Below are 20160 nucleotides of genomic sequence, written 5' to 3'. Positions count from 1 at the left end.
CCGAGGTCGCCGAGGCGCCCGGATCGCAAGGCGCGCCAGAGCGTCGCGTACCCAAGGCGGTACGCAAGCGAGGCGCAACGCGGCGAGCCGGGATGGATCGGGGGCCGAATGTAACATGATTTTTGAGACGCGACACTAGGGGGTGAGGATGATCTTTCCGAAGACCGCTCCGTCCTCCAGCAGGCGGTGCGCCTCCTGGACCTTGGCGAGCGGCAGCACGCGGTCCACCACGGCGCGCAGGCGTCCCGCCTCGAGGTGACGGAAGATGTCGAAAAGGCTGGCGCGCCTTCCCATGGTCGATCCGAGAATGGAGAGGTTCTTGAAGAAGATCTGCCGGAGGTTGAGCGCCACGTCCGCCCCGGTCGTGGCGCCGCAGGTCACCAGCCGCCCTCCCCATGCCAGGCTCGCCACGCTCTGGTCCCAGGTGGCCCGGCCGACGTGCTCGAGCACCACGTCCGCCCCGCGGCGATCGGTGAGACGGCGAACTTCGTCGCGCAGAGCGGATTTCGACAGATCGATCCCCTCGTCGGCTCCCAACTCTTTGGCGCGGGCGAGCTTGGCGGTGCTTTGCGAGACCGCGATGACCCGCGCTCCGTGCAGTCGCGCGATCTGGATGGCCGCCGAGCCGACGCCGCTGCCGGCGCCCAGGACCACCGCCGTCTCGCCCGGAAGGAGCTTCGCCTTGTCCGCCACCATCTGCCAGGCGGTGAGAAACACGAGCGGCACGGCGGCCGCCTCCTCGAAAGAGATCTTGCCAGGAAGCGGAATCAGGTTCCGGGCAGGGAGAGCGATCTCCTCCGCGAACGTCCCGTCGCGGTGCTCGCCGAGGATGCCGTATTCCCGGCAGAGATTGTCGCGGCCCGCCAGGCAGGCCTCGCAGACTCCGCAGGAGACTCCGGGGGCCAGGGCCACGCGATCCCCCGCCGAGAATCGGCTCACGCCGGCGCCGGCCTCCGCGACCACGCCCGCCCCGTCGCAGCCGGGAATCAGGGGAAGCGGATAACGCACCCCGGGAATCCCGCGCCTCACCCACAAATCGAGGTGGTTGAGCGAGGCGGCCCGAAGGCGGACCCGCACCTCACCGGGACCGGGCGCTGGAGAAGGCGCTTCCTCGAAGAGAAGGCGGTCGGGGCCGCCGTGCTCGTGGATTCGGACGACTTTCACGGAGGTCTCCCTGGGCGGACCGAAGAAGTCTAGGGGGAGCGCACGAGCAGGTCAAGGCCGCCGGGGCCGCGCCGCCGTCGCCTTCAGCCTGGCGATCGCCGGGCGGCCTGGGCGTGGACCTCCTGGAACAGATCGCGGAACTTCGCGGCCATCGCGTCGACTCCGAACTCCCCGACGGCCCGGCGGTGCCCCGCCTCTCCGATCGCCCGGCCCCGGTCGGGGAGGAGCAGCACCCGGAGGATGGCCGCGGCGAGGGCCTCGGAGTCCCGCCGCGCGACGAGATGTCCCGTGACCCCTTCGGCGACCAGCTCGCGGCACGCTCCGACGTCCGTCGCGACCACCGGTTTGCGCGCCGCCATCGCCTCCAGGATCACGTTCGGAAGTCCCTCGTCGTCGCTGCACAGGACCAGCAGATCGAGCGCCGCGAGCAGATCCGGAACGTCGTCGCGGCCTCCCGTGAAGATCGCCAGGTCGTCAAGACCCAGCTGGCTCGTCTTCCGCCGCATCGCCTCCATCAGCTCGCCCTTGCCGACGATCAGGAAGCGCGCGCCGGGGAGCTTCTCGGAGACGCGACGCGCCGCTTCCAGGAAGATGTCGACGCGCTTCTGCGCGGTGATCCGGCCGATCAAGCCGACCAGCGGCGCGCCGGGGGGAATGCCCAGCTCCGGCCGGATCGCGGCGGGGAAGAGCGGTGGGGTGAAGCGGGCCGCATCGACCCCGTTCGGGATGACCTTGATCCGCTCGGGCGGGACCCTGAAATGCTCGGCCGTGAATGCCTTCCCCGTCTCGGAGTTGACGACCACCCGGGCGGAGCGCCGGAGCGCCAGGCCGTTGATCCAGCTCACCGGCCCGGCGCCGCCGGGGACGTAGTAGCGGTTGGAGGCGATCAGCCGGCCGGGCCGGCCTCGGAGCGCCAGGTACGCGTAAAGGTTCGCGTGGAACGACAAGGAGTGGACGAGATCGAGGTGATCCTGGCGGAACAGGCGCGCCAGGGCCCGGACCCGCCGCAGCTCCATCCTCCGGCGGCGGGGGATGAAGCGCAGCGGCACGCCGGCCGCGGTGAGCATCGGACCGTACGGCTCGAGGACCTGGGAGAAGCAATAGACGTAAGGGCTGCAGGGGCCGCCGGTGAGGCGCGTGGCCAGCTCGTAAAGCTGCCGCTCGGTCCCGCCGCGGTGGAGCTGGCCGATGATGAAGCCGACGCGGATCGCCTCGGTCATCGAGGCCGACTCTTGCGGACTCCCCGGCGAGGCCTCTGCGTCTCTGATCTCGTCGGACGGGGAGGAGGAGCCGCGCCTTCACCGGGCGGTGAATTTCGCTTCACGTTTCTCCAGATAGGCTTGGATTCCTTCCCGGGCGTCGTCGCTTTCGAAAAGCTGCTGCTGCAGCTCCCGCTCGAGAGCCAGCCCCTCGGCGAAGGAGGCCTCCGCGCCGGAATGCACGGCGCGCTTGATCTTCCCGACCGCCAGCGAGGCCTTGCGGGGGGGGCAGAACTCCCTGGCGAACTCCAGGACGCGGGGGAAGAAATCCTCCGGCTCGAACAGGCGGCTCACGAGGCCGTGGCGCAGCGCCTCGTCGAAGTCGAAAGTCCCTCCGGTCGCCATCAGCTCCAGGGCGCGCGCCTTTCCCAGGAGCCGGACGAGGCGCTGGGTGCCGCCCGTGCCGGGGAGCACGCCCAGCGAGACCTCGGGGAGGCCGATCTTGCCTCCCCCGCGCCGGGCGATCCGGAAGTCGGCGGCCAGCGCAATCTCCAGTCCGCCTCCGACGGCGTGGCCGTTGAGAGCCGCGATCACCAGCTTCGGAGTCTGCTCGAGGCGCGCCAACGTCTCGTTGGCATGGAGGCAGAAGTAGTACTTGAAGCGCGGCGTGGCTGAGGCGAGCATCCGGATGTCGGCGCCCGCCGAAAAGAACTTCTCTCCGGCGCCGCGCAGGACCAGGACGTGCACCGAGTCGTCGAACCGGGCCTGGAGGATGGCGTCGTCCAGCTGCCGCATCATCTCGTGCGTGTAAGTGTTGGCGGGAGGATCGTTCATCTCCACGACGGCGATGCCGCCCTCCACGCGGTAGTCAACCAGTCTCGCGGGCATGTGGGATTCTCCTTGCAGTTGCGGCGGATCGCCGAGTCCGCCGAAAATCCTACCGGTCGGCGGCGGGACTGTCAAAGACCCCGGGAATGGCGCCGGCGCGCCTGCCGGGCTATCCTTCCGCCGGATTCCGATCCTCCGAGGGGCATCAAATGGCACCGCCGACAGGCTCCCGGCGCCGCCTTCCGGCGGCGGCGGGCCCGCGCCTCCTTCTCTGGTACCGCAGGAACGGCAGAGATCTTCCATGGAGAAGGACGGACGATCCTTACCGGATCTGGGTCTCGGAGATCATGCTCCAGCAGACTCAGGTCGGGACGGTCATTCCCTATTACGCGCGCTTCCTGAGACGGTTTCCGACGCTGCGGTCGCTGGCGCGCGCGGCGCTCCCGGAGGTTCTCGCGGCATGGTCGGGGCTGGGCTACTACCGGCGCGCCCGCCACCTGCACGCCGCCGCGCGGCAGGTCATGGAGCGGCTCGGTGGAGCGATCCCGTGCGAGGCCGCGCAGCTGCGCCGGCTGCCGGGGGTGGGCCGGTACACCGCCGGCGCGCTCGCCAGCATCGCCTTCGCCCGGCCCGAGCCGGCGCTCGATGGAAACGGGATGAGAGTCCTGAGCCGGATGCTGGCGCTTCGAGGCCATCCGGAAAGCTCCCCGAATCGCCAAGTCCTGGAGCGCGCGGCCCGCTCCCTTCTGGCGGCGGGGCCGCCGGGGGAGGTGAACCAGGCCCTGATGGATCTTGGCGCCTTGGTGTGCACCCCGCTCGCCCCGAGCTGCGCGCGCTGCCCCGCGAAGCGCGGCTGTCGCGCCCGGGCGGCCGGCCTCGAGGCGGTTCTTCCGGAGCTCCGGCGAGGCCGCGCTCCGATCGAGCTCCAGGCGGCCGTGGCGGTGATCCGCCGCGGCGACGCCTGTCTCCTGGTGCAACGGGCCGACCGCGATCTCATGAAAGGGCTGTGGGAGTTTCCGGGGGGATTTCTGCAGGCGGGAGAGCGGCCCGCCGAGGCTCTGGCGCGGCTGGGCCGCGATTGCCTTGGAGTCGCGCTGCGGGCGGGCGAGAGAATCGCCGAGCTCCGGCAATCGATCACCTACCGGCGCGTCCGGGTAGGCGCCTACGCCGCGATCCTCTCCGAGCCTCTGCCGCGCCGCGCCGGGAGGAGTGCGACGAAGAGGAGATGGGTCCGGCCGTCCGATCTCGTGCGTCTTCCCCACGGATCCGCGACGCGGCGGATCTTCGAGAAACTCGAAAGACCATCCTCCCGATCCGCCTCATCTCCGGCGCGCGGGAGGCGCGCCGGTCGATGACTCGACGCCGCCGGGTGTCTCGACAACCCCGACGTCATTTCCGCGACGCGAGGCTAGCGATGCGGGAGGCCCAGCCGCCAATCGGGATCCACCGTCGGGGGGGGCGTGGCCGGCTCCTCCGGCGGAGGTTGGGAGATGAATCCGGAGCGCCGCCGCAGCAGGACGGCGTAGTAGCGGCCAACGGTCGCCAGCCAGCTGGCGAAGAGGCCCAGACGCGCCAGGCGTCCGGCCGGCCACCGGGCCAAAGCCTCCCGGTACAGGCGCTCGTAGGCCGCGGCCGCCGTCTGGATCAGCAGATGCTCGCGCGCGTAGCTCTCCGAGAACCGGCCGAGCTCCCGGCGGAGCGCCTCGTCCGCCAGCAGCCGGAGCACGCAATCGACCAGGATTTCCCGGCCGGCCAAAGGATTTCCGGAAAGGCGTCCCTTGTCGAAGTTGAACCGGCGGAATCCCTCGATCGTCTCCTCTGAAAGCACCCCGCAGAAGCCGTTCGGCCCGACCGAGATCACCGGCCGGGCGCAAGCCATCCCCTCGAGGGCGGAGCGGGCGCCGTTGGCCGCTACCAGATGGGCCATGGCGAACGCTTCTGGCGTCCGGTGGGAGCTCCCTGGGGCGAGGATGAATTCGCCGCCGGCGAGACGGTGAATCTCGTCGATCCTCGCCAGGATCTCGGCGTGGGCGTTGCCGTCCCCGAACAGGACGATGCGCGCTCGCGGCTCACGGCGGTGAATCTCGGCGGCGGCGTCGAGCAGCGTCAGCACCCCGTCCCGCTTCAGCCGATCGTGGCGGCACACCATGACCAGGACCTTCTGATCGGCGGAGATTCCGAGATCCGCCCGCAGCGTGGCGCCGGAGACCTCGGGCGAAAAGCGCTGCTGGTCGATCCGGGCGATTATGTGACGGAAAGAATCCCGATTCCAGCCGTAACGCGCGACCAGGTCGGCCATCAGCTCGTGGCTGAAGACGTTGACCAGCGGCAGCCGGGGGTGCGGATAGGGGAGATTGAACATGCCGCCGTAGGTGGGGAGCACCGGGCAGCCGGTGAGCAGCCCGGCCGGCACCGCGTCGAGCGTGCAATCGAATCCGTTGGGGCAAAGCAGGGTGATCTGGAAGCGCCTAATCGCCGACATCAGCCGGCGCGCCGCGGCGGGCGAAGGATGCCGGACGTCGGTGTCGACGCGGACGTGGACGATTCCGGCCTCCTGGAGCTGGCCCAGCAGCGGCCCTTCCTGGCTCGCAAAGACGACCAGATGCCCGCGGGCCTGCATCTGACGGGCCACGGTCACCGTCGTCTGCATCGATCCGCCGACGCCGAGAGACTCGACGTAATACAGGATCCGCAGGCGCTCGGCGGCGCTCTTGCCGGACCCGGCGGCGGCCGCGCCGGCGGGAGGCCCGAAAGGCCCGTTCATGCTCCTCCCCGTCGGGCCAGCCGGCGGTAAAGGTCCAGATACTGCGACGCGATGAGGCTCATCGAGAAGCGGCGCTGAATCGTGTCCCGCGCTGCGCGGCCCATGGCGAGCCGCTTCTCCTCGCTCGAAAGCACATCGGCCAGGGCCGCCGTGAGGGCGGCGAGATCGCGGGAAGCGGCGATGCGGCCGTTTCGACCGTCGTCGACGACGTAGTCGAAGACTCCGGGGATGGGGGCGAGGACCGGCGGAACGGCGCAGGCCATCGCCTCGAGAACCACGAGGCCGAGACCTTCATGCTCCGAGAAGAGCGCCAGAAGATCGGAAGCATGCAGGACCTCCCGCTTGCGCTCCGCTTGATCGATTCTTCCCAGAAACACGACGTGGCCCCGGAGATCCGGCGAGAGACTGCGGCGCTTTAGATCGTGCACGTAGGCCTCGTCCATGCCGAAGTCCTCCTCGCGGCTCTTGGGTCCCATCAGGACCAGAACGGCCGACGGATGCTGCGGGAGCAACAGCCGGAAGGCCTCGACGAGGAGGTCCACTTTCTTTCTCGGGGACAGGGTGCCGATGAAAAGCAGCACCGGTCCTTCGTCGTCCCGGCCGGCGAGCTTCCTGAGCTCCCTCCGGCAGCCGGCGTTGCGGCCCGGGACGTAGTAATCGTCGTCGATGCCGCAGGTCAGCTCCACAAGCCGATCGGCGCGGTAGCCGGCCGCGGCGAAAAGCTCCACTTGCCGTGTCGTGGAGGCCGTGATGGCGCGGTAGGAGCGCATCAGCCGCGTCTTCAGCCAACCGAGCGACTGCTCGCGAATCGACCAGGCGTCATCCGAACCCATCAGCGTGCTGGTGTACATCGCCGGAATCCCGCGGGCCCGGGATGCCAGGGGAACCAGGAAGCAAGCCCATCCCGGACTGATGGCGTGGATCAGATCGAACCTCCCCCCCCGGAGCAGGAGATAGCCAAACACTTCGATCGTGAAGGCCAGCCGCGACAGCCGGCCGCCGCCCCTTCCGAGACGAAGAATGCGCACGCCGTCCAGAGTCTCCTGCCGGGACAGCCCTTGAAGGCGCAACGTCAGGACCGTGCCCTCCACGCCCTGCCCGCCCAGCCGGCGCAGCACGTCGTGCTCCTGCTGCGCCGCTCCCGAGTAGACCGGAAGGTAGCGAGTGCCGACCACCAGGACCCGAATGCGGCGGGGCGCGCACCCGCCCGGTTCGCTGGCGCGCAGTGAGCCGTCTCGCGCTGGTTCCTTCACCATCACGAATCCCGATCCCGTTGGTGTGGCCTTGGATCACCCTGCGTTCGAGGGCAGAGACGCGCTTGCCGTGCGGCGGCGTCCGGCGCGCTTACCCTATCATACGCGCCCGCCGCCTCGCCGCCAGGCTCCGCGCAGCCGTCTCGGCGATCCGTGGACCGGCGGTCGTCGAGAATCGACGCCTTTGCCGGCCGGGAAGCTCGCGCCCGGCGGCCGATCGAGGGAGAGGCGGGCAGGATCGAGGTGCGCGGAAGGAAACTGGATGGAGCGACGCCGCGTCCTGTTCCCGGAGCGCTCCGCCGGCGTCGCCACCGCCGGCGTCGCGTATCATGTGCGGCAAGCGTGCCGCTTCAAGGCGGAGGAATTCTCATGCATCGGGTTGGAAAAGACAACCGTGACCGAGGAAAAGCCTGACAGAAAGCCGCCGGCGAGGGGCCGGGGCGTGCCACGGATCGAGACATTGAGCCTCGCCGGTCCCGCGGGGAGCCTCGAGGCAGTGTTTCGGGTGCCGGCGGGCGAGCCGGCTCGAGCGGCGCTGGTGTGCCATCCCCATCCCCTGTACGGAGGCTCGATGCACAACCCCGTCGTCTTTCGGGCGGCCCGGGCGCTCCACCGGCGCGGCTTCGCCACGCTGCGCTTCAATTTCCGCGGCGTCGGAAGATCGGCCGGGAGCTTCGATGGGGGAAAAGGGGAGAGGGGGGACGCCCGCGCCGCGCTCGAGGCGCTCGCCTCGAGGCTTCCCGGCCTGCCCGTCACGCTGCTCGGCTATTCGTTCGGAGCCTGGGTCGGTTTCGAGGCGGCGGCTGCCGATTCGCGCGTCGCCGATCTGATCGGCATCGGCATCCCGCTCACGCTGTGGCCCTTCAGTTTTCTCAAGCGCACCGACAAGCCGGTGCTCGTGGTCCAGGGCTCGGAGGACGCTTTCGGACCGCTTCCGGCGGTGCGACGCCTGATCGCGGAGATCGGTCCGCGGGCGCGGCTGGCGGTCGTGGACGGAGCCGGACATTCCTTCGAAGGGGAGCTCGGAAGCCTCGAGGAGACGCTCGCGGCGGAGCTCCGACCGGCTCCGGCTTAGCCGCAGAGACGTGGGGGAGGCGGGAGGCGCCCGTGGCCTCGAGGGCCGCTCTGCCGACAAGGTGGCGGCGGGCGGCGTAATCGTGGAGCCGTTCCTGGAGGATTCGCCGGCCCCGGTGCAGGCGGGACATCACGGTGCCGATCGGAATCTTCATCGTCCGGGCGATCTCCTTGTAGCTCATCTCCTCCGACAGGGCCATCATCACCACCGGGCGATATTCGGGAGGCAGGATCGCCAGCGCCTCCTCCACCTCGCCGGCGGTGACCGAATCCATCACCTCTTGCTCCGGAGTGCGCGCGACGGAATGGGGGAACGCCGATTCCAGCACGGCGCGGGACTCGGCCGCCTCCGAAAGATCGCCCATCGCCCGGGCTCCCTTCTCCTGCTGGAGTCGGTTCAGGAATTGGTTCTTCAGGATCCGGTACAGCCAGGCGCGGACGTTCGTGCCCGGCTCGAAATGGTGATAGAAGCGATAGGCGCGCAGGTAGGTGTCCTGGACCAGATCCTCCGCGTCCTTCTCGTTGCGGGTGAGCCGCATCGCCAGCCTGAGCAGCGCCCCCAGATGAGGCAGCGCCTGGGACTCGAACTCGTCCCGGCGATCCGGCGCGGCCGGAAAGGCGAGCGGGGCAGGGCGTGACTTGAGCGACGCTTTCAGCATTGAAGACTCCCGGCGAGCATGGCGCCGTCCGACGAGCTTGAGATGCTGCGGCCCCGGCGATAGGTGCAGGCTTTTTGGCGAGCGCGGGGGACGGCCGCGGTTGACCGCCCGTTCCACCATCGACGATAATGCCGTCCCGACCCCTTCTTGATCCGCCCTTCCGGAGATCGGCATGCCGTTGAAACTCTTCCACTTCGAGGCCTGTCCGTACTGCGAGAAAGTCCGCTACGCCATGCGCCGGCTGGATCTTCGCTATGAGAGCGTCGAAATTGATCCGGCCGATCGGTCGGCGGTCAAGGGCGTTTCCGGCCAGGAGAAGGTCCCGGTCCTGGTGGACGGAGAGGTCGTGGTGCACGATTCCACCCGCATCCTCCGCTACCTTGTCCGCACCTACGGGGGGGGGAGGCTGCTGCCCGACGATCCGCGCTCACGCGCGCTGGCCTGGATTCTGGAGGAATACGCCGATGAAGTCCTGGGACCGCTGCTGCACCGGTCGAGACGCGGGATAGACGCCGACGGGCAGCCTGTCGACGAAGCGGGAAAGGCGGCTTTGAAAGCCGACCTGAGCCATCACTTCGAGGCGCTCGAGCAGCTTTTCCTCGGAGACGAGCACGCCCTGGGCTCCCGCGTGACCCTCGCCGACATCGCCCTCTACGCCTTCCTGTCGCGTCTCGAGCTCTACAGCCCCCGCGGCATCCCCGCCGATTACCCCCGGATCAAGGCCTGGTACGCCCGCATGAAGGTCTGAGCGGGGCGGCGCCGGCGTCGCTGGGTTCGCAGAATCAGGCGGCGAGGCTGTCCGGGAAGGCGTCGAAGAAGGCCTCGACCTCGGAGAGGAACGCGTCGACGGTCGCAAGCGAAGAGATTCGTTGCCGGAGGTGCTTGCCGTTCGGCAGGCCGTGCGTGTACCAGCCCGTGAAGGTCCGGATCTTGTGAAGCGCGAAGCGCTCCTCCTCCTGCTCGCGCAGGAGGCGGAAGTGCCCCAGGATCATCTCCCGCCGGTCCTTGATGGTCACCGGCATGGCCTGCGCGCCCTCCAGGACGGCGGCGGTCTGCCGGAAGATCCAGGGATTCTGCAGCGCTCCCCGGCCGATCATCACCCCATCGCAGAGAGTCTCCCGCCGCAACGACAGAGCATCGGACGGGGTCAGGATGTCGCCGTTGCCGCTCACGGGGATCGACACCGTCTCCTTGAGCCGGCGGATCGCGTCCCAGTCGGCACGGCCGGTGAACATCTGGCGGGCGGTGCGGGCGTGCAGGGCGATGGCGTTCACGCCGTTCGTCTCGCAAATTCGCCCCATCTCCAGATAGTTTCTCCGGGCGTCGTCGAGACCGAGGCGGAACTTCACGGTGAGCGGAATCCGGATCCGGTTGCGGCACGCCCGGATGATGATCTCCGCGACCTTCAGATCACCCATCAGCGCCGCGCCGGCGCATCCCTTCAGGATCTTGTTGGCCGGACAGCCCATGTTGATGTCCACGATGTCGGCGCCGATCGCCTCGACGTATTCGGCGGCGTCGGACATCCGCGCGGCGTCGGAGCCGTAGATCTGGATTGCCAGGGGCCTCTCCTCCTCGTGAAACTTCATCATCGCCCGGGTCCGCTCGCTGCCACGCGTGAGGGCCTCGGAGGAGATGAACTCCATGCTCACGACCCCCAGGCCTCCGAGACGTTTGAGGATCCGGCGGAAGTACTGGTCGGTGATCCCGGCCATCGGAGCGAGGATCAGGGGAGGATCGATCGGGACGCTGCCGATCTGGAACATGCTGCGAGTCTCCGTGAAGGCGGTCGCCATCCCGCGCCGGCTCACTATACCGTGAAATCGCCCGCGGAGTCTGCCCCGCCCGCGTGGTTTCCCCGGGCTGCGAGCTTGCTAATAATATGATGGGAGCAAGACGCCGGGAGCTGGCGGGGCGTCATATTCTTCAAGGGTCCGGCGGGGCCCGGTGCTAAGATAGGGCCATCCGTCGTGACGCATGGGGGAACTCCGATGAACGTTTCCGAGATCCAGAAGGCGCTCACTCAAGCCGAGCTGGACGCGTGGCTGCTGTTCGATTTCCACGGGATCAACCCGATCGCCTCTCGAGTGGCCGGCCTCGCCGCAGGTCACATGATCACGCGGCGGTGGTTCGGCCTCCTGCCGGTCCAGGGCGATCCGGTCTGGCTCCACAGCGCCATCGAGGGGCAGGCTTTCGCCGAGTTGCCGGGAACGAAGATCTCGTACGTGGGATGGCGCCAGCTCGAGGAGAAGCTCAGGGAGCTCGTCGGCGGGAGGAAGCGGATCGCCATGGAATACTCCCCGGGCGGGGCGATCCCGTACGTCTCGCGGGTCGACGCCGGGACGTTCGAGATGGTGCGCGCCTGCGGCGTGGAAGTCGTGACCTCGGCCGACCTCGTCCAGTTCTTCGAGGCGCGCTGGAGTCCCGGGGCGCTCGCCTCGCACCGGCGGGCCGCCCGGCACCTGGACGAGATCGTCGTGCGCACCTTCGGCGAGGTGGCCCGGATCGTCGGGGGAGGACGGACCCCGACGGAATACGAGATTCAGCAGTTCATGACGGAGGCTTTCCGGGAGCGGGATCTGGTCACGGAGCCGCCCATCGTGGCGGTCAACGCCAACGCCGGAAATCCCCACTACGAGCCGTCCGCGCAGCACAGCGCCGCGATCCGGAGCGGCGACCTCCTGCTGCTGGATCTCTGGTGCCGGGAAAAGGGCTCGGAGGCGGTCTACGCCGACATCACCTGGATGGGCTTCGTCGGCAAGAGCGTCCCCGGACGCTACGACGACGTCTGGCAGGCGGTGGCCGGGGCCCGAGACGCGGCGATCCGCCACGTGCTGGAGGGATCGAAGGAAGGGGGGCTTTTGCGGGGGTGCGACGTCGACGACGTGGCGCGCGCCTTCATCCGCGACCGGGGCTACGAACGGTTCTTCATCCATCGCACGGGGCACAACGTCGGGCGCGAGGTCCACGGCAACGGGGCGCACCTCGACAATCTCGAGACGCGCGACGAGCGGCGCCTCATTCCGGGGACGGGATTCACCATCGAGCCGGGGATCTACCTTCCCGAATACGGCATCCGCAGCGAGGTCAACCTCTATATATCCGGAAACGGCGCGGAAGTGACCACCTCGGTGCAGGATCGGATCACCCCCATCCTGTCCAGCTGATTTCCACGCCGTAGCGGCGGGCGGGGGAATCGGATATACTCCGCCCCGGCCGGGCGAGCGCCTGAGGACCGGTCGAGGAGAAGATGCAGGGAGCGGGCCGCCCGTGACCGGAAGCCGGCCGCTCCCCCGAACCACGATGAGGCTCCCGCCCGACTCCCGGGCCCGAGGAGCCGCGACGACGTGACGGAGCGCCCCGCAGGACACCGAAGCCGGAGTCCGCGGAGCAGCGCTCCCAGGAGATTCATGGCAAAAGCGATGTTGATCAACGTGACCCACGCGGAAGAGAGCCGCGTGGCGATCGTGGAAAATGGTGTGCTCGACACCTTCGAAATCGAGACTCTCAACCGCGAGAGCATCAAAGGGAACGTCTACAACGGCGTCGTCGAGGGGATCAACACCACCCTCAACGCCGCGTTCGTCCGCTACGGCAACGACCGCCCCGGCTTTCTGCCCATGGACGAGATCAACTTCAAAAACGTCCCGCTCCTGCGGGGGCGGGACGACAACGGCCACCGCCACCAGATCCGGGACCGCCTCGATCGCGGGCAAAGGATCCTGGTGCAGGTGATCAAGGACGGTTTTTCGACGAAGCCCGCCAGCCTGACGACCTATTACTCACTGCCCGGGCGCTACCTCGTCCTGATGCCGGGTTCGGACAGCTCCGGAATCTCCCGGAAGATCGAGGACGCCGAGCAGCGCGAGCGCCTTCGCAAGATCGTCGAGGAGCTGGAGCCGCCGGAAGGGTTCGGGCTGATCGTGCGGACGGCGGGCTTCGACGTGTCGCGCGCCGAGCTCCAGCGCGATCTCAAGTACCTCCTGAAGCTCTGGGAGACGGTCGTCAAGACGGCGAACGATCAACCCGCCCCGTCGATGGTCTACCAGGAGCGCGATCTCGTGATCCGGACCATCCGGGACTACTTCACCCACGACATCGGCGAAATCTTCATCGACAGCAAGGAGATGTTCGAAAAGGCGCGCCTCTTCTTCCAGGAGGTCATGCCTTCCCGCCGGAAGATCCTGAAGCTCTACACCGAGGACCGCCCGATCTTCACCCGCTACAACCTGGAAGAGCAGATCGAGAGCATCTACAAGCGCCGCGTCCTGCTGCGGTCGGGCGGAGAGATCGTCATCGACGGGACCGAGGCGCTCACGGCCATCGACGTCAACTCGGCCAAGTCGCGCCGCGAGTCGAACATCGAGGAGCTCGCGACGGCCACCAACCTCGAGGCGGCGGAGGAGATCGCGCGCCAGCTGCGCATCCGCGACATCGGCGGCCTGATCGTCATCGATTTCATCGACATGCGCTCCCAGAAGAACGTCCGCGAAGTGGAGCGCGCGCTGAAGGAGGCGATGAAGCGGGACAAGGCGAAATACGACGTGACGCGGATCTCCAAGCTCGGCCTCATGGAAATCTCCCGCCAGCGCCTGAAGAGCCAGAAGGCGGCGGGCAGCTACGTGTCGTGCCCCGTGTGCGGCGGGCACGGGCTGGTGCGCACCACCGAGTCGGCCGCGCTCGCCGTCCTGCGGAAGATTCACGCCCGCGTGCCGCGCGGCGACCTCTCGGCCGTGAAGGTCGAGCTTCCCCCGGAGGTCGCCATCTACCTGCTCAACAACAAGCGGGAGGATCTCGCCGGACTGGAGAGGCGCTACAAGACGAAGATCTCGGTCGTCCCCACTCCGGGGATGAGGCCCCACCAATCGGAAATCGAGCTGCTCACGAAAGAAGGAGAGGCGGGCCGGTTCGAGGAGCCGAAGGTGGTCCACGCCCATGAGCGTCGCCCCGCGCGCTCCGATCGCCCGGTCCTTCAGCTCGCCGCTCCGGCCGCGGAGGCCGCCGCGCCGGCGCCGTCTCCGGAGAAAGAGCCCGGAGAACCCGTGCCGGCCGCTTCGCCAGCGACCGCGCCCGCGGAAGGGGAAGTGCGCAAGAGGCGGCGACGCCGCCGTCGACGCCGATCGCGCCACGGTCACGATCGGCAGGACGCGGCGACGGGTCCGGCGCCGCCTGCCGAGGGCCAAGTCTCGGAGCCGGAGCCGCCAGAGGCGACGATTCGCTTTCGCGAGGATTCCGGGGGGGCCGGGCGGAGCGGGCACACCGCCGCGCCCGAGAGCGCGGAGGATACGCCCGCGGAGCCGCGGCCGGAGGCTTCGGCGGCCTCGGGCGACGAGGACAAGCCCCTTAAAAGGGCGAGGCGGCTCTGGTGGCGCAAGAGGAACCTTCGATCCAAGGCTCCGGCGGCAGGGTCCGGCGGGACCGGGGGAGAGGACGCGACTTAGGTGTCGCGTCTCCGAAATCGCGCTACATGAGACGGGTTGACCCGCGGCGGGTTCCCGCCGCCGGGTCCAAACCGGCCCTAATTCGGCAGGCGATGCATCCCGGCTCGCCGCGTTGCGCCTCGTTTGCGTACCGCGTTGGGTACGCGGTACTTCGGCGCGTCTTGCGATCCGGTCGCCTCGGCGGCCTCGATGTTAACGCCATTTCGGAGTCACAAGTCTGGCGCCGCCGGCGAAACCCTGCCGTAAATTCCTGTGAAACAGCGCCGATCTTCCCGCGTACATTTGCACGAGTGGCTCTCCGGTAACGGCCGGTGCCGCGGGAGAGGCCGGCCCGAGGGAGGAGGGAGATGACGGACGTCCAGGTGCAGGCCGCGGCCGAAACCGAGCCGCGCCAGGCGATGAGCTTCCCGGCGAGGGCCGTCGGAATCTTCACGGCGCCATCCCGAGTCTTCGAGGAGATGAAGCGGCGGCCGGCGTGGCTGGCTCCGCTTCTCGTCGTCACGTTGCTGCTCGCGGGCCTCTACGGCGTCCTCTTCGTGACCCCGGAGGGCGCAACGGCGCTTCGCCAGCAGATGCAGGAGGCGAATGAGAAGGCGGGCCGGCAAATCCCTCCGGAAACCGTCGACAAGCAGGTGGCCGTCACGCGCTACTTTTGGCCGGCGAGCATCGTGGTCTTCACGCCCGTCGCCACGCTCCTGCTGGCCGGGCTCGTCTACCTGATCTTCAGCATCGGCCTGGGGGGGGAGGGGACCTTCAAGCAGACCTTCGCCGCCTACTGTCACGTCGGACTGATCGGCCTGATCGGAGGGCTGGTCACGGTGGCCGTGATCTATCTAAAGCAGAGCGTCAGGGCCTCCACCACGCTGACGGCGTTCCTGCCCTTCCTGGACGAGGCCTCCTTCGCGTACAAGTTCTTCCGGTGCATCGACGTCTTCGTGCTGTGGCAGCTGGGAGTTCTTTCGATCGGCATGGGAATCCTGAACAACCTGAGCACAAAGAAGTCGGCAACGGTGCTCTTTTCCCTCTATCTGTCCATCTCCCTGATCATCGCCGTCATCTGGCAGGTGCTGTCCTGAAAGGACGCACCCGTCCTTACAGCGAGGAACGATGTCAGGAAAAACGAAGATCGCCATCGCCGCGGGCGTCGTCCTGGTGGTCGGGGCCCTCGTCGTGGTCAACCTCAAGTTCGATCGGAAGAAGAAGGTCACCGTCCAGACGGAGAAGATCGAATACCGCCGCTTGAAGTCGATCGTCACCGCCTCGGGGAAGATCAAGCCGAAGAAGCAGGTGAACATCAGCGCCAGCACGATCGGCAAGGTGACGAAGCTGGCGGTCGCCGAGGGAGACCTGGTCACCGAAGGCCAGTTTCTCCTGCAGATCGATCCGGCGCCCCTGGCCGCCGAGGTCGCGGCACTGAAGGCTTCGATCGCCGCGGGGAACGCGGCCCTGGCTCAGTCGCACGCCAGCCTGGACCAGTCGCAGCTGGAGCTGCGGCGGCTCACCGAGCTGAAGAAGCACGACCTGGCCACCGACCAGGACATCGATCGGGCGAAGACCAGCGTCCAGGTGGAGACGGCGCGCACCCACGCCGCCGAGCGGGAGGTCGAGAGGCTGGAGGCCAATCTGAGAAGCGCGAGCCACATGCTCTCGCAGGTCACGTTCCGCTCACCTCTGGCAGGACTCATCACCGTCATGAACATCGAGGAAGGGGAGAACGTCGTGACCGGGACGATGAACAACCCCGGGACCGTCCTGATGACGATCGCCGATCTCTCCGAGATCGAGGCGGAGATCGACGTGGACGAGACCGACGTGGTGGGGATCCGGATCGGCCAGCCGGCGACCGTGTCGATCGACGCCTTTCCCGGCAAAAAATTCAAGGCCGAGGTGGTCAAGGTGGGAAACAGCGCCGTGGCCGCCTCGAGCGCCGCCGCGACGGAACAGACGACGAACTTCCGCGTGACCCTGGCGCTGCGCGAGAAGGTGCCGGGGATCAAGCCGGCCCTTTCCTGCTCGGCCGACATCGTCACCGCCGTCCGGGATCGCAGCCTGGCGGTCCCGATCCAATCGATGACGATCCGGACGCTGCCGAAGGAGAAGGCGGCGGCCGGCGCCGGCGGGGATGCCGGCGGCGTGCGCGCCGCTTCCGGTCCGGGTTCCCCGAAGCCGGCGCGGCAGACCGCCGGCTCGTCCTCGGGCGCTTCCGCCGATGCTTCAGCCGACGAGGCTTCCTCCGACGCTTCCGCCGATGCTTCGGATGAAGAGAAATCACGCGGCGAGCTCGAAAAGGAGGGGGCCTTCGTGGTCCGCGACGGGGTGGCTCATTTCGTCACGGTGAAGACGGGCATCAGCGGAGAGCGGTTCTTCGAGGTCCTGGACGGCCTGAAGGCAGGAGACGAGGTGATCACCGGAACCTACCAGGCGATCCGGGACCTCAAGGACGGGGACCCCGTGAAAGTCGACAACACCCCCAAGAAGAAGGAAGGGGAAGAGACCCGGAAAGGGTGAGCCGGTGCTGATCCAGACCCGCGAGCTGACGAAACGCTACGAGGTGGGCGGAGAGGAGATCTACGCCCTCAGGGACGTCGATCTGGAGATCGGCCGCAACGAGTACATGGCGATCACCGGCCCTTCGGGCTCGGGGAAGACGACCTTGATGAACCTCCTCGGCTGCCTCGACTCCCCGACGCGCGGCACCTACCTCTTGAACGACCAGGAGGTGAGCCGCCTCGGCGACGATCGTCTCGCCGAGATCCGCAACCGGGAGATCGGCTTTGTCTTCCAGACCTTCAACCTCCTGCCGAGGGCCACGGCGCTCCACAACGTCGAGCTGCCGCTGGTCTACAGCGGCGTGGGGGCGGAGGAGCGCCACGAGCGGGCCCTCCAGGCCCTGCGCGGCGTGGAGATGGAGGATCGCGCCACCCACCGCCCCAACGAGCTGTCGGGAGGGCAGCGCCAGCGCGTCGCCATCGCCCGCGCCCTGATCAACAACCCCTCGCTGATCCTCGCCGACGAGCCGACGGGCAACCTGGACAGCAAGACGGGGGAGGAGATCCTGCGCCTCTTCGAGCGGCTCCACGCCGGAGGCCAGACGATCATCGTGGTCACCCACGAGAAGACGATCGCCGAAAGGGCCCACCGGGTCGTCTCCATCCACGACGGAAAGATCGCCTCGGACGTCCGCCAGAAAGCCTGACCATGCCCTTTTCGGAAGGCCTCCTCATCGCCCTGAAGGCCCTTTGGGCGAACAAGCTCCGCTCCTTCCTGACCGTCCTGGGGAACATCATCGCCATCACCTCGATCGTGGCGGTTGTCTCCGTGATCCAGGGGATGAACAGTTACGTGGAGGAGAAGGTCGCGGGACTCGGTGCGAACCTGTTTGTGCTCCGGAAAGGGCCCTTCATCATCACGAGCCACGAGGCGGCGGATCAAATCCGCAAACGCCGGCGGATCACGCTGGAGGACCAGGAGGAGGTCCGGAGGTCGGTCGTCTCCGCCCGCTTCATCGGGGCGCACGTCTCCTCCCCGCACAAGGTCCGGTTCCGCGAGCGCTACATCGATGAAGTCGAGATCCAGGGTCAAGGGCTGCCGGTGCTGATCCCCGCCGATTTCGAGGTGGAGCGGGGGAGGCTCTTCTCCACCACCGAGGTGGAGCGGGCGCGGAACGTGGCGGTGCTCGGGTTCGAGGTGGCCGACAAGCTGTTCGCGGGCGCCGACCCGGTCGGCAAGGAAGTGAAGATCGACGAGACCAGCTACACGATCCTGGGCGTCGCCAAGGAGCAGGGCGCGGTGCTCGGAGTGAGCCAGGACAAGATCGTCGCGATTCCCATCTCGGCCTACCAGAAGCAGTTCGGCAACCTCGACTCGGTCGACGTCCCGGTGGAGGGCGCGGACGAAGCGGCCGTCGCCGCGCTCAAGGACGAGATCAGGATGGTGATGCGGGTGCGGCATCACCTGAAGCCCGGCCAGGAGGATGACTTCGCTCTGGAGAGCTCCGAGTCGCTGACCAGCTTCTGGAAGCAGATCTCCGCGGCCATCTTCGGGGCGGCCTCGGGACTCGTGTCGCTGTCGCTGGTCGTCGGCGGGATCGTGATCATGAACATCATGCTGGTCTCCGTCACGGAGAGGACGAAGGAAATCGGCATCCGCAAGGCGCTCGGGGCGAAGCGGCGGCACATCCTCTGGCAGTTCCTGATCGAGTCGATCGCCCTGTCCACCCTGGGGGGAATCCTCGGGGTCCTCGCCGGGTACGGTCTCTGCCTGCTCATCAGGGCGCTCACGCCGCTGCCGACGTCGATGAGCCCCTACTCGATCGTGCTGGCGCTGGGAATCGTCTTCGTCGTGGGCCTGGTCTTCGGGATCTATCCGGCCAACCGAGCCGCGCGGCTCGATCCGATCGAGGCGCTGCGCTATGAGTAGCCCGATCCCGCCGCTCCGGCGGTCTGCCGCCGGCCTGGCCCTCTGGGAGAATTTCCGTATGGCGCTCGCGACGCTGCGGGCGAACAAGCTGCGCTCCGGGCTGACGATCCTCGGCATCGTGATCGGGATCATGGCGGTGGTCGGGATGACTGCGCTCGTGAGGGGGCTCAACACCTCCGTGCAGAGCCTCATCCAGGGCGCCGGGCCGCACATCCTGTTCCTGAGGAAGTTCGAGCCGGCGCTGTTCGTGGGGGGCCTGCCGGAAGAGCTGCGGCACCGCAAGGACTTCAAGGTGGAGGATGCGACGGCGATCCGCGGTCTGCCGTCGATCCGGGAGTCCTGCCCGCTCGTCCCGGCGTTCGGGGTGTTGACGAACGGACGCCGCAAGAGCGAGCCGCTCATCATCATCGGGGCCTCGGAGGCGTTCCTGGACGTCCGTAACGTGCAGATCGCCGACGGGCGGGCGATGACCCGGGAGGACGTTCTGCACCGGCGGAACGTCGCGGTGCTCGCCGAAGGGCCGGTGCTGGCGCTCTTTCCGAACCAGGATCCGATCGGCAGGAAGTTTCGCATCGGCTCCGAGCTGTACACCGTGGTCGGAACGTTCAAGAAATTCCCGAACCCGTTCAGTCGCGATCCGGATCAATACGTGGTGATTCCCTACACGGCCCATCAGAAGCAATTCGGCAAGGGGGAGATCTTCATCGATTCGGTCCCCTGGAGCCCGGCGGTGAAGGACACCGCGATCGAGGAGATCACGCAGCTCATGCGGGTGCGGCGCAAGGTCGGCCTCGGAAAGCCGAACGACTTCTCAGTCCTGACCCAGGAATCCCTCCTGAAGTTCTGGAACGACATCACCAAGGGCCTCTTCGGCGTCATGATCGCCATCTCGTCGATCGCGCTGATGGTGGGCGGCATCGGCGTGATGAACATCATGCTCGTGTCGGTGACGGAGAGGACGCGGGAAATTGGGGTTCGCAAGGCGATCGGCGCACGGCGCCGCGACATCCTCTGGCAGTTCCTCATCGAAGCCTCCATGCTCACCGCGGTCGGCGGAGTCTTCGGAATTTCCCTGGGCGTCGGCCTCGCCTGGGCGGTGGACCTGATCTTCCATTTCCCTGCCTCCACGCCGCTCTGGTCCGTCGTCCTGGCGTTCGTCTCGTCGACCAGCATCGGGCTGTTCTTCGGGATCTATCCCGCCAACCGGGCGGCGCGGCTCGACCCGATCGAGGCGCTGCGGTACGAATAGCCGGAAAGCGAGCCGGGTTGGACCCGACGGCCGTAAATCCGGCCGCGGGTCAACCCGACTCGTGTAATGGGATTCTGGAGACGCGAGCCTTGGCCGTCGGCGCCGGGTTC

General features: G+C 67.9%; 16 protein-coding genes and 1 pseudogene. 10 read left to right on the top strand and 7 right to left on the bottom strand.

Features of this window, described 5'->3' with window-relative positions:
• Nucleotides 1-135: 135 nt before the first annotated feature.
• The 3 genes from VGR67_02240 to VGR67_02230 form a co-directional block, all read right to left on the bottom strand.
• Nucleotides 136-1164, bottom strand: a complete 1029-nt coding sequence (locus VGR67_02240; GenBank protein HEV8335220.1) for a zinc-binding dehydrogenase — start codon at nt 1162-1164, stop codon at nt 136-138.
• An 83-nt stretch (nt 1165-1247) separates the two neighbouring features.
• The gene (gene pelF / locus VGR67_02235) at nt 1248-2384 is read right to left on the bottom strand and encodes a GT4 family glycosyltransferase PelF (GenBank protein HEV8335219.1); all 1137 of its coding nucleotides are present in this window, start codon (nt 2382-2384) and stop codon (nt 1248-1250) included.
• Nucleotides 2385-2462: 78 nt separating this feature from the next.
• Nucleotides 2463-3251 (bottom strand): enoyl-CoA hydratase/isomerase family protein, encoded by a 789-nt coding sequence (locus tag VGR67_02230; protein HEV8335218.1) that lies wholly within the window; start codon nt 3249-3251, stop codon nt 2463-2465.
• A gap of 149 nt (nt 3252-3400) precedes the next feature.
• Between VGR67_02230 and mutY the strand changes: the two genes are divergently transcribed.
• Nucleotides 3401-4546, top strand: a complete 1146-nt coding sequence (mutY, locus tag VGR67_02225) for an A/G-specific adenine glycosylase (protein ID HEV8335217.1) — start codon at nt 3401-3403, stop codon at nt 4544-4546.
• A gap of 53 nt (nt 4547-4599) precedes the next feature.
• On the opposite strand, the gene VGR67_02220 is transcribed toward mutY, so the two are convergent.
• Nucleotides 4600-5955, bottom strand: coding sequence for a glycosyltransferase family 4 protein (locus VGR67_02220; GenBank protein HEV8335216.1), 1356 nt, complete (start codon nt 5953-5955; stop codon nt 4600-4602).
• Nucleotides 5952-7211, bottom strand: a complete 1260-nt coding sequence (locus VGR67_02215; protein ID HEV8335215.1) for a glycosyltransferase family 4 protein — start codon at nt 7209-7211, stop codon at nt 5952-5954. Before VGR67_02215 ends, VGR67_02220 begins: the two co-directional genes overlap by 4 nt.
• Nucleotides 7212-7470: 259 nt before the next feature.
• On the opposite strand from VGR67_02215, the gene VGR67_02210 reads away from it, so the two are divergent.
• Nucleotides 7471-8283 (top strand): alpha/beta fold hydrolase, encoded by an 813-nt coding sequence (locus VGR67_02210; GenBank protein ID HEV8335214.1) that lies wholly within the window; start codon nt 7471-7473, stop codon nt 8281-8283.
• Nucleotides 8284-8380: 97 nt separating this feature from the next.
• Here the strand turns inward: VGR67_02210 and VGR67_02205 are convergent.
• Nucleotides 8381-8941: pseudogene (locus VGR67_02205) on the bottom strand (sigma-70 family RNA polymerase sigma factor).
• 172 nt (nt 8942-9113) lie between these two features.
• On the opposite strand from VGR67_02205, the gene VGR67_02200 reads away from it, so the two are divergent.
• Nucleotides 9114-9689 carry a glutathione S-transferase family protein gene (locus tag VGR67_02200; protein HEV8335213.1) on the top strand — a complete coding sequence of 192 codons (576 nt, stop codon included), beginning with the start codon at nt 9114-9116 and terminating at the stop codon, nt 9687-9689.
• 34 nt (nt 9690-9723) lie between these two features.
• On the opposite strand, the gene dusB is transcribed toward VGR67_02200, so the two are convergent.
• Entirely contained in the window at nt 9724-10707 is a 984-nt protein-coding gene (dusB, locus tag VGR67_02195) for a tRNA dihydrouridine synthase DusB (protein ID HEV8335212.1), read from the bottom strand.
• A 225-nt stretch (nt 10708-10932) separates the two neighbouring features.
• Here dusB and VGR67_02190 point away from each other — a divergent pair, with 225 nt between their 5' ends.
• From VGR67_02190 to VGR67_02160, 7 genes are all read left to right on the top strand, one after another.
• Entirely contained in the window at nt 10933-12108 is a 1176-nt protein-coding gene (locus VGR67_02190; protein HEV8335211.1) for a M24 family metallopeptidase, read from the top strand.
• A 243-nt stretch (nt 12109-12351) separates the two neighbouring features.
• Nucleotides 12352-14382, top strand: coding sequence for an Rne/Rng family ribonuclease (locus VGR67_02185; protein HEV8335210.1), 2031 nt, complete (start codon nt 12352-12354; stop codon nt 14380-14382).
• A 347-nt stretch (nt 14383-14729) separates the two neighbouring features.
• Complete coding sequence (locus VGR67_02180) at nt 14730-15458, top strand: Yip1 family protein (protein ID HEV8335209.1); 729 nt, start codon at nt 14730-14732, stop codon at nt 15456-15458.
• A gap of 31 nt (nt 15459-15489) precedes the next feature.
• Nucleotides 15490-16890 (top strand): efflux RND transporter periplasmic adaptor subunit, encoded by a 1401-nt coding sequence (locus VGR67_02175; GenBank protein HEV8335208.1) that lies wholly within the window; start codon nt 15490-15492, stop codon nt 16888-16890.
• 4 nt (nt 16891-16894) lie between these two features.
• Nucleotides 16895-17578: an ABC transporter ATP-binding protein gene (locus tag VGR67_02170; GenBank protein HEV8335207.1), complete on the top strand. Its 684-nt coding sequence runs from the start codon at nt 16895-16897 to the stop codon at nt 17576-17578.
• 2 nt (nt 17579-17580) lie between these two features.
• Nucleotides 17581-18801 carry an ABC transporter permease gene (locus VGR67_02165; protein HEV8335206.1) on the top strand — a complete coding sequence of 407 codons (1221 nt, stop codon included), beginning with the start codon at nt 17581-17583 and terminating at the stop codon, nt 18799-18801.
• Nucleotides 18794-20050 (top strand): ABC transporter permease, encoded by a 1257-nt coding sequence (locus VGR67_02160; GenBank protein ID HEV8335205.1) that lies wholly within the window; start codon nt 18794-18796, stop codon nt 20048-20050. The genes VGR67_02165 and VGR67_02160 overlap by 8 nt, the downstream gene beginning before the upstream one ends.
• Nucleotides 20051-20160: the final 110 nt, after the last annotated feature.

It is taken from the genome of Candidatus Polarisedimenticolia bacterium (genome assembly GCA_036004685.1).
Classification (GTDB): domain Bacteria; phylum Acidobacteriota; class Polarisedimenticolia; order Gp22-AA2; family AA152; genus DASYRE01.
Note: the sequence above shows the minus strand (reverse complement) of the source record. Positions and strands in the feature narration are given on the sequence as shown.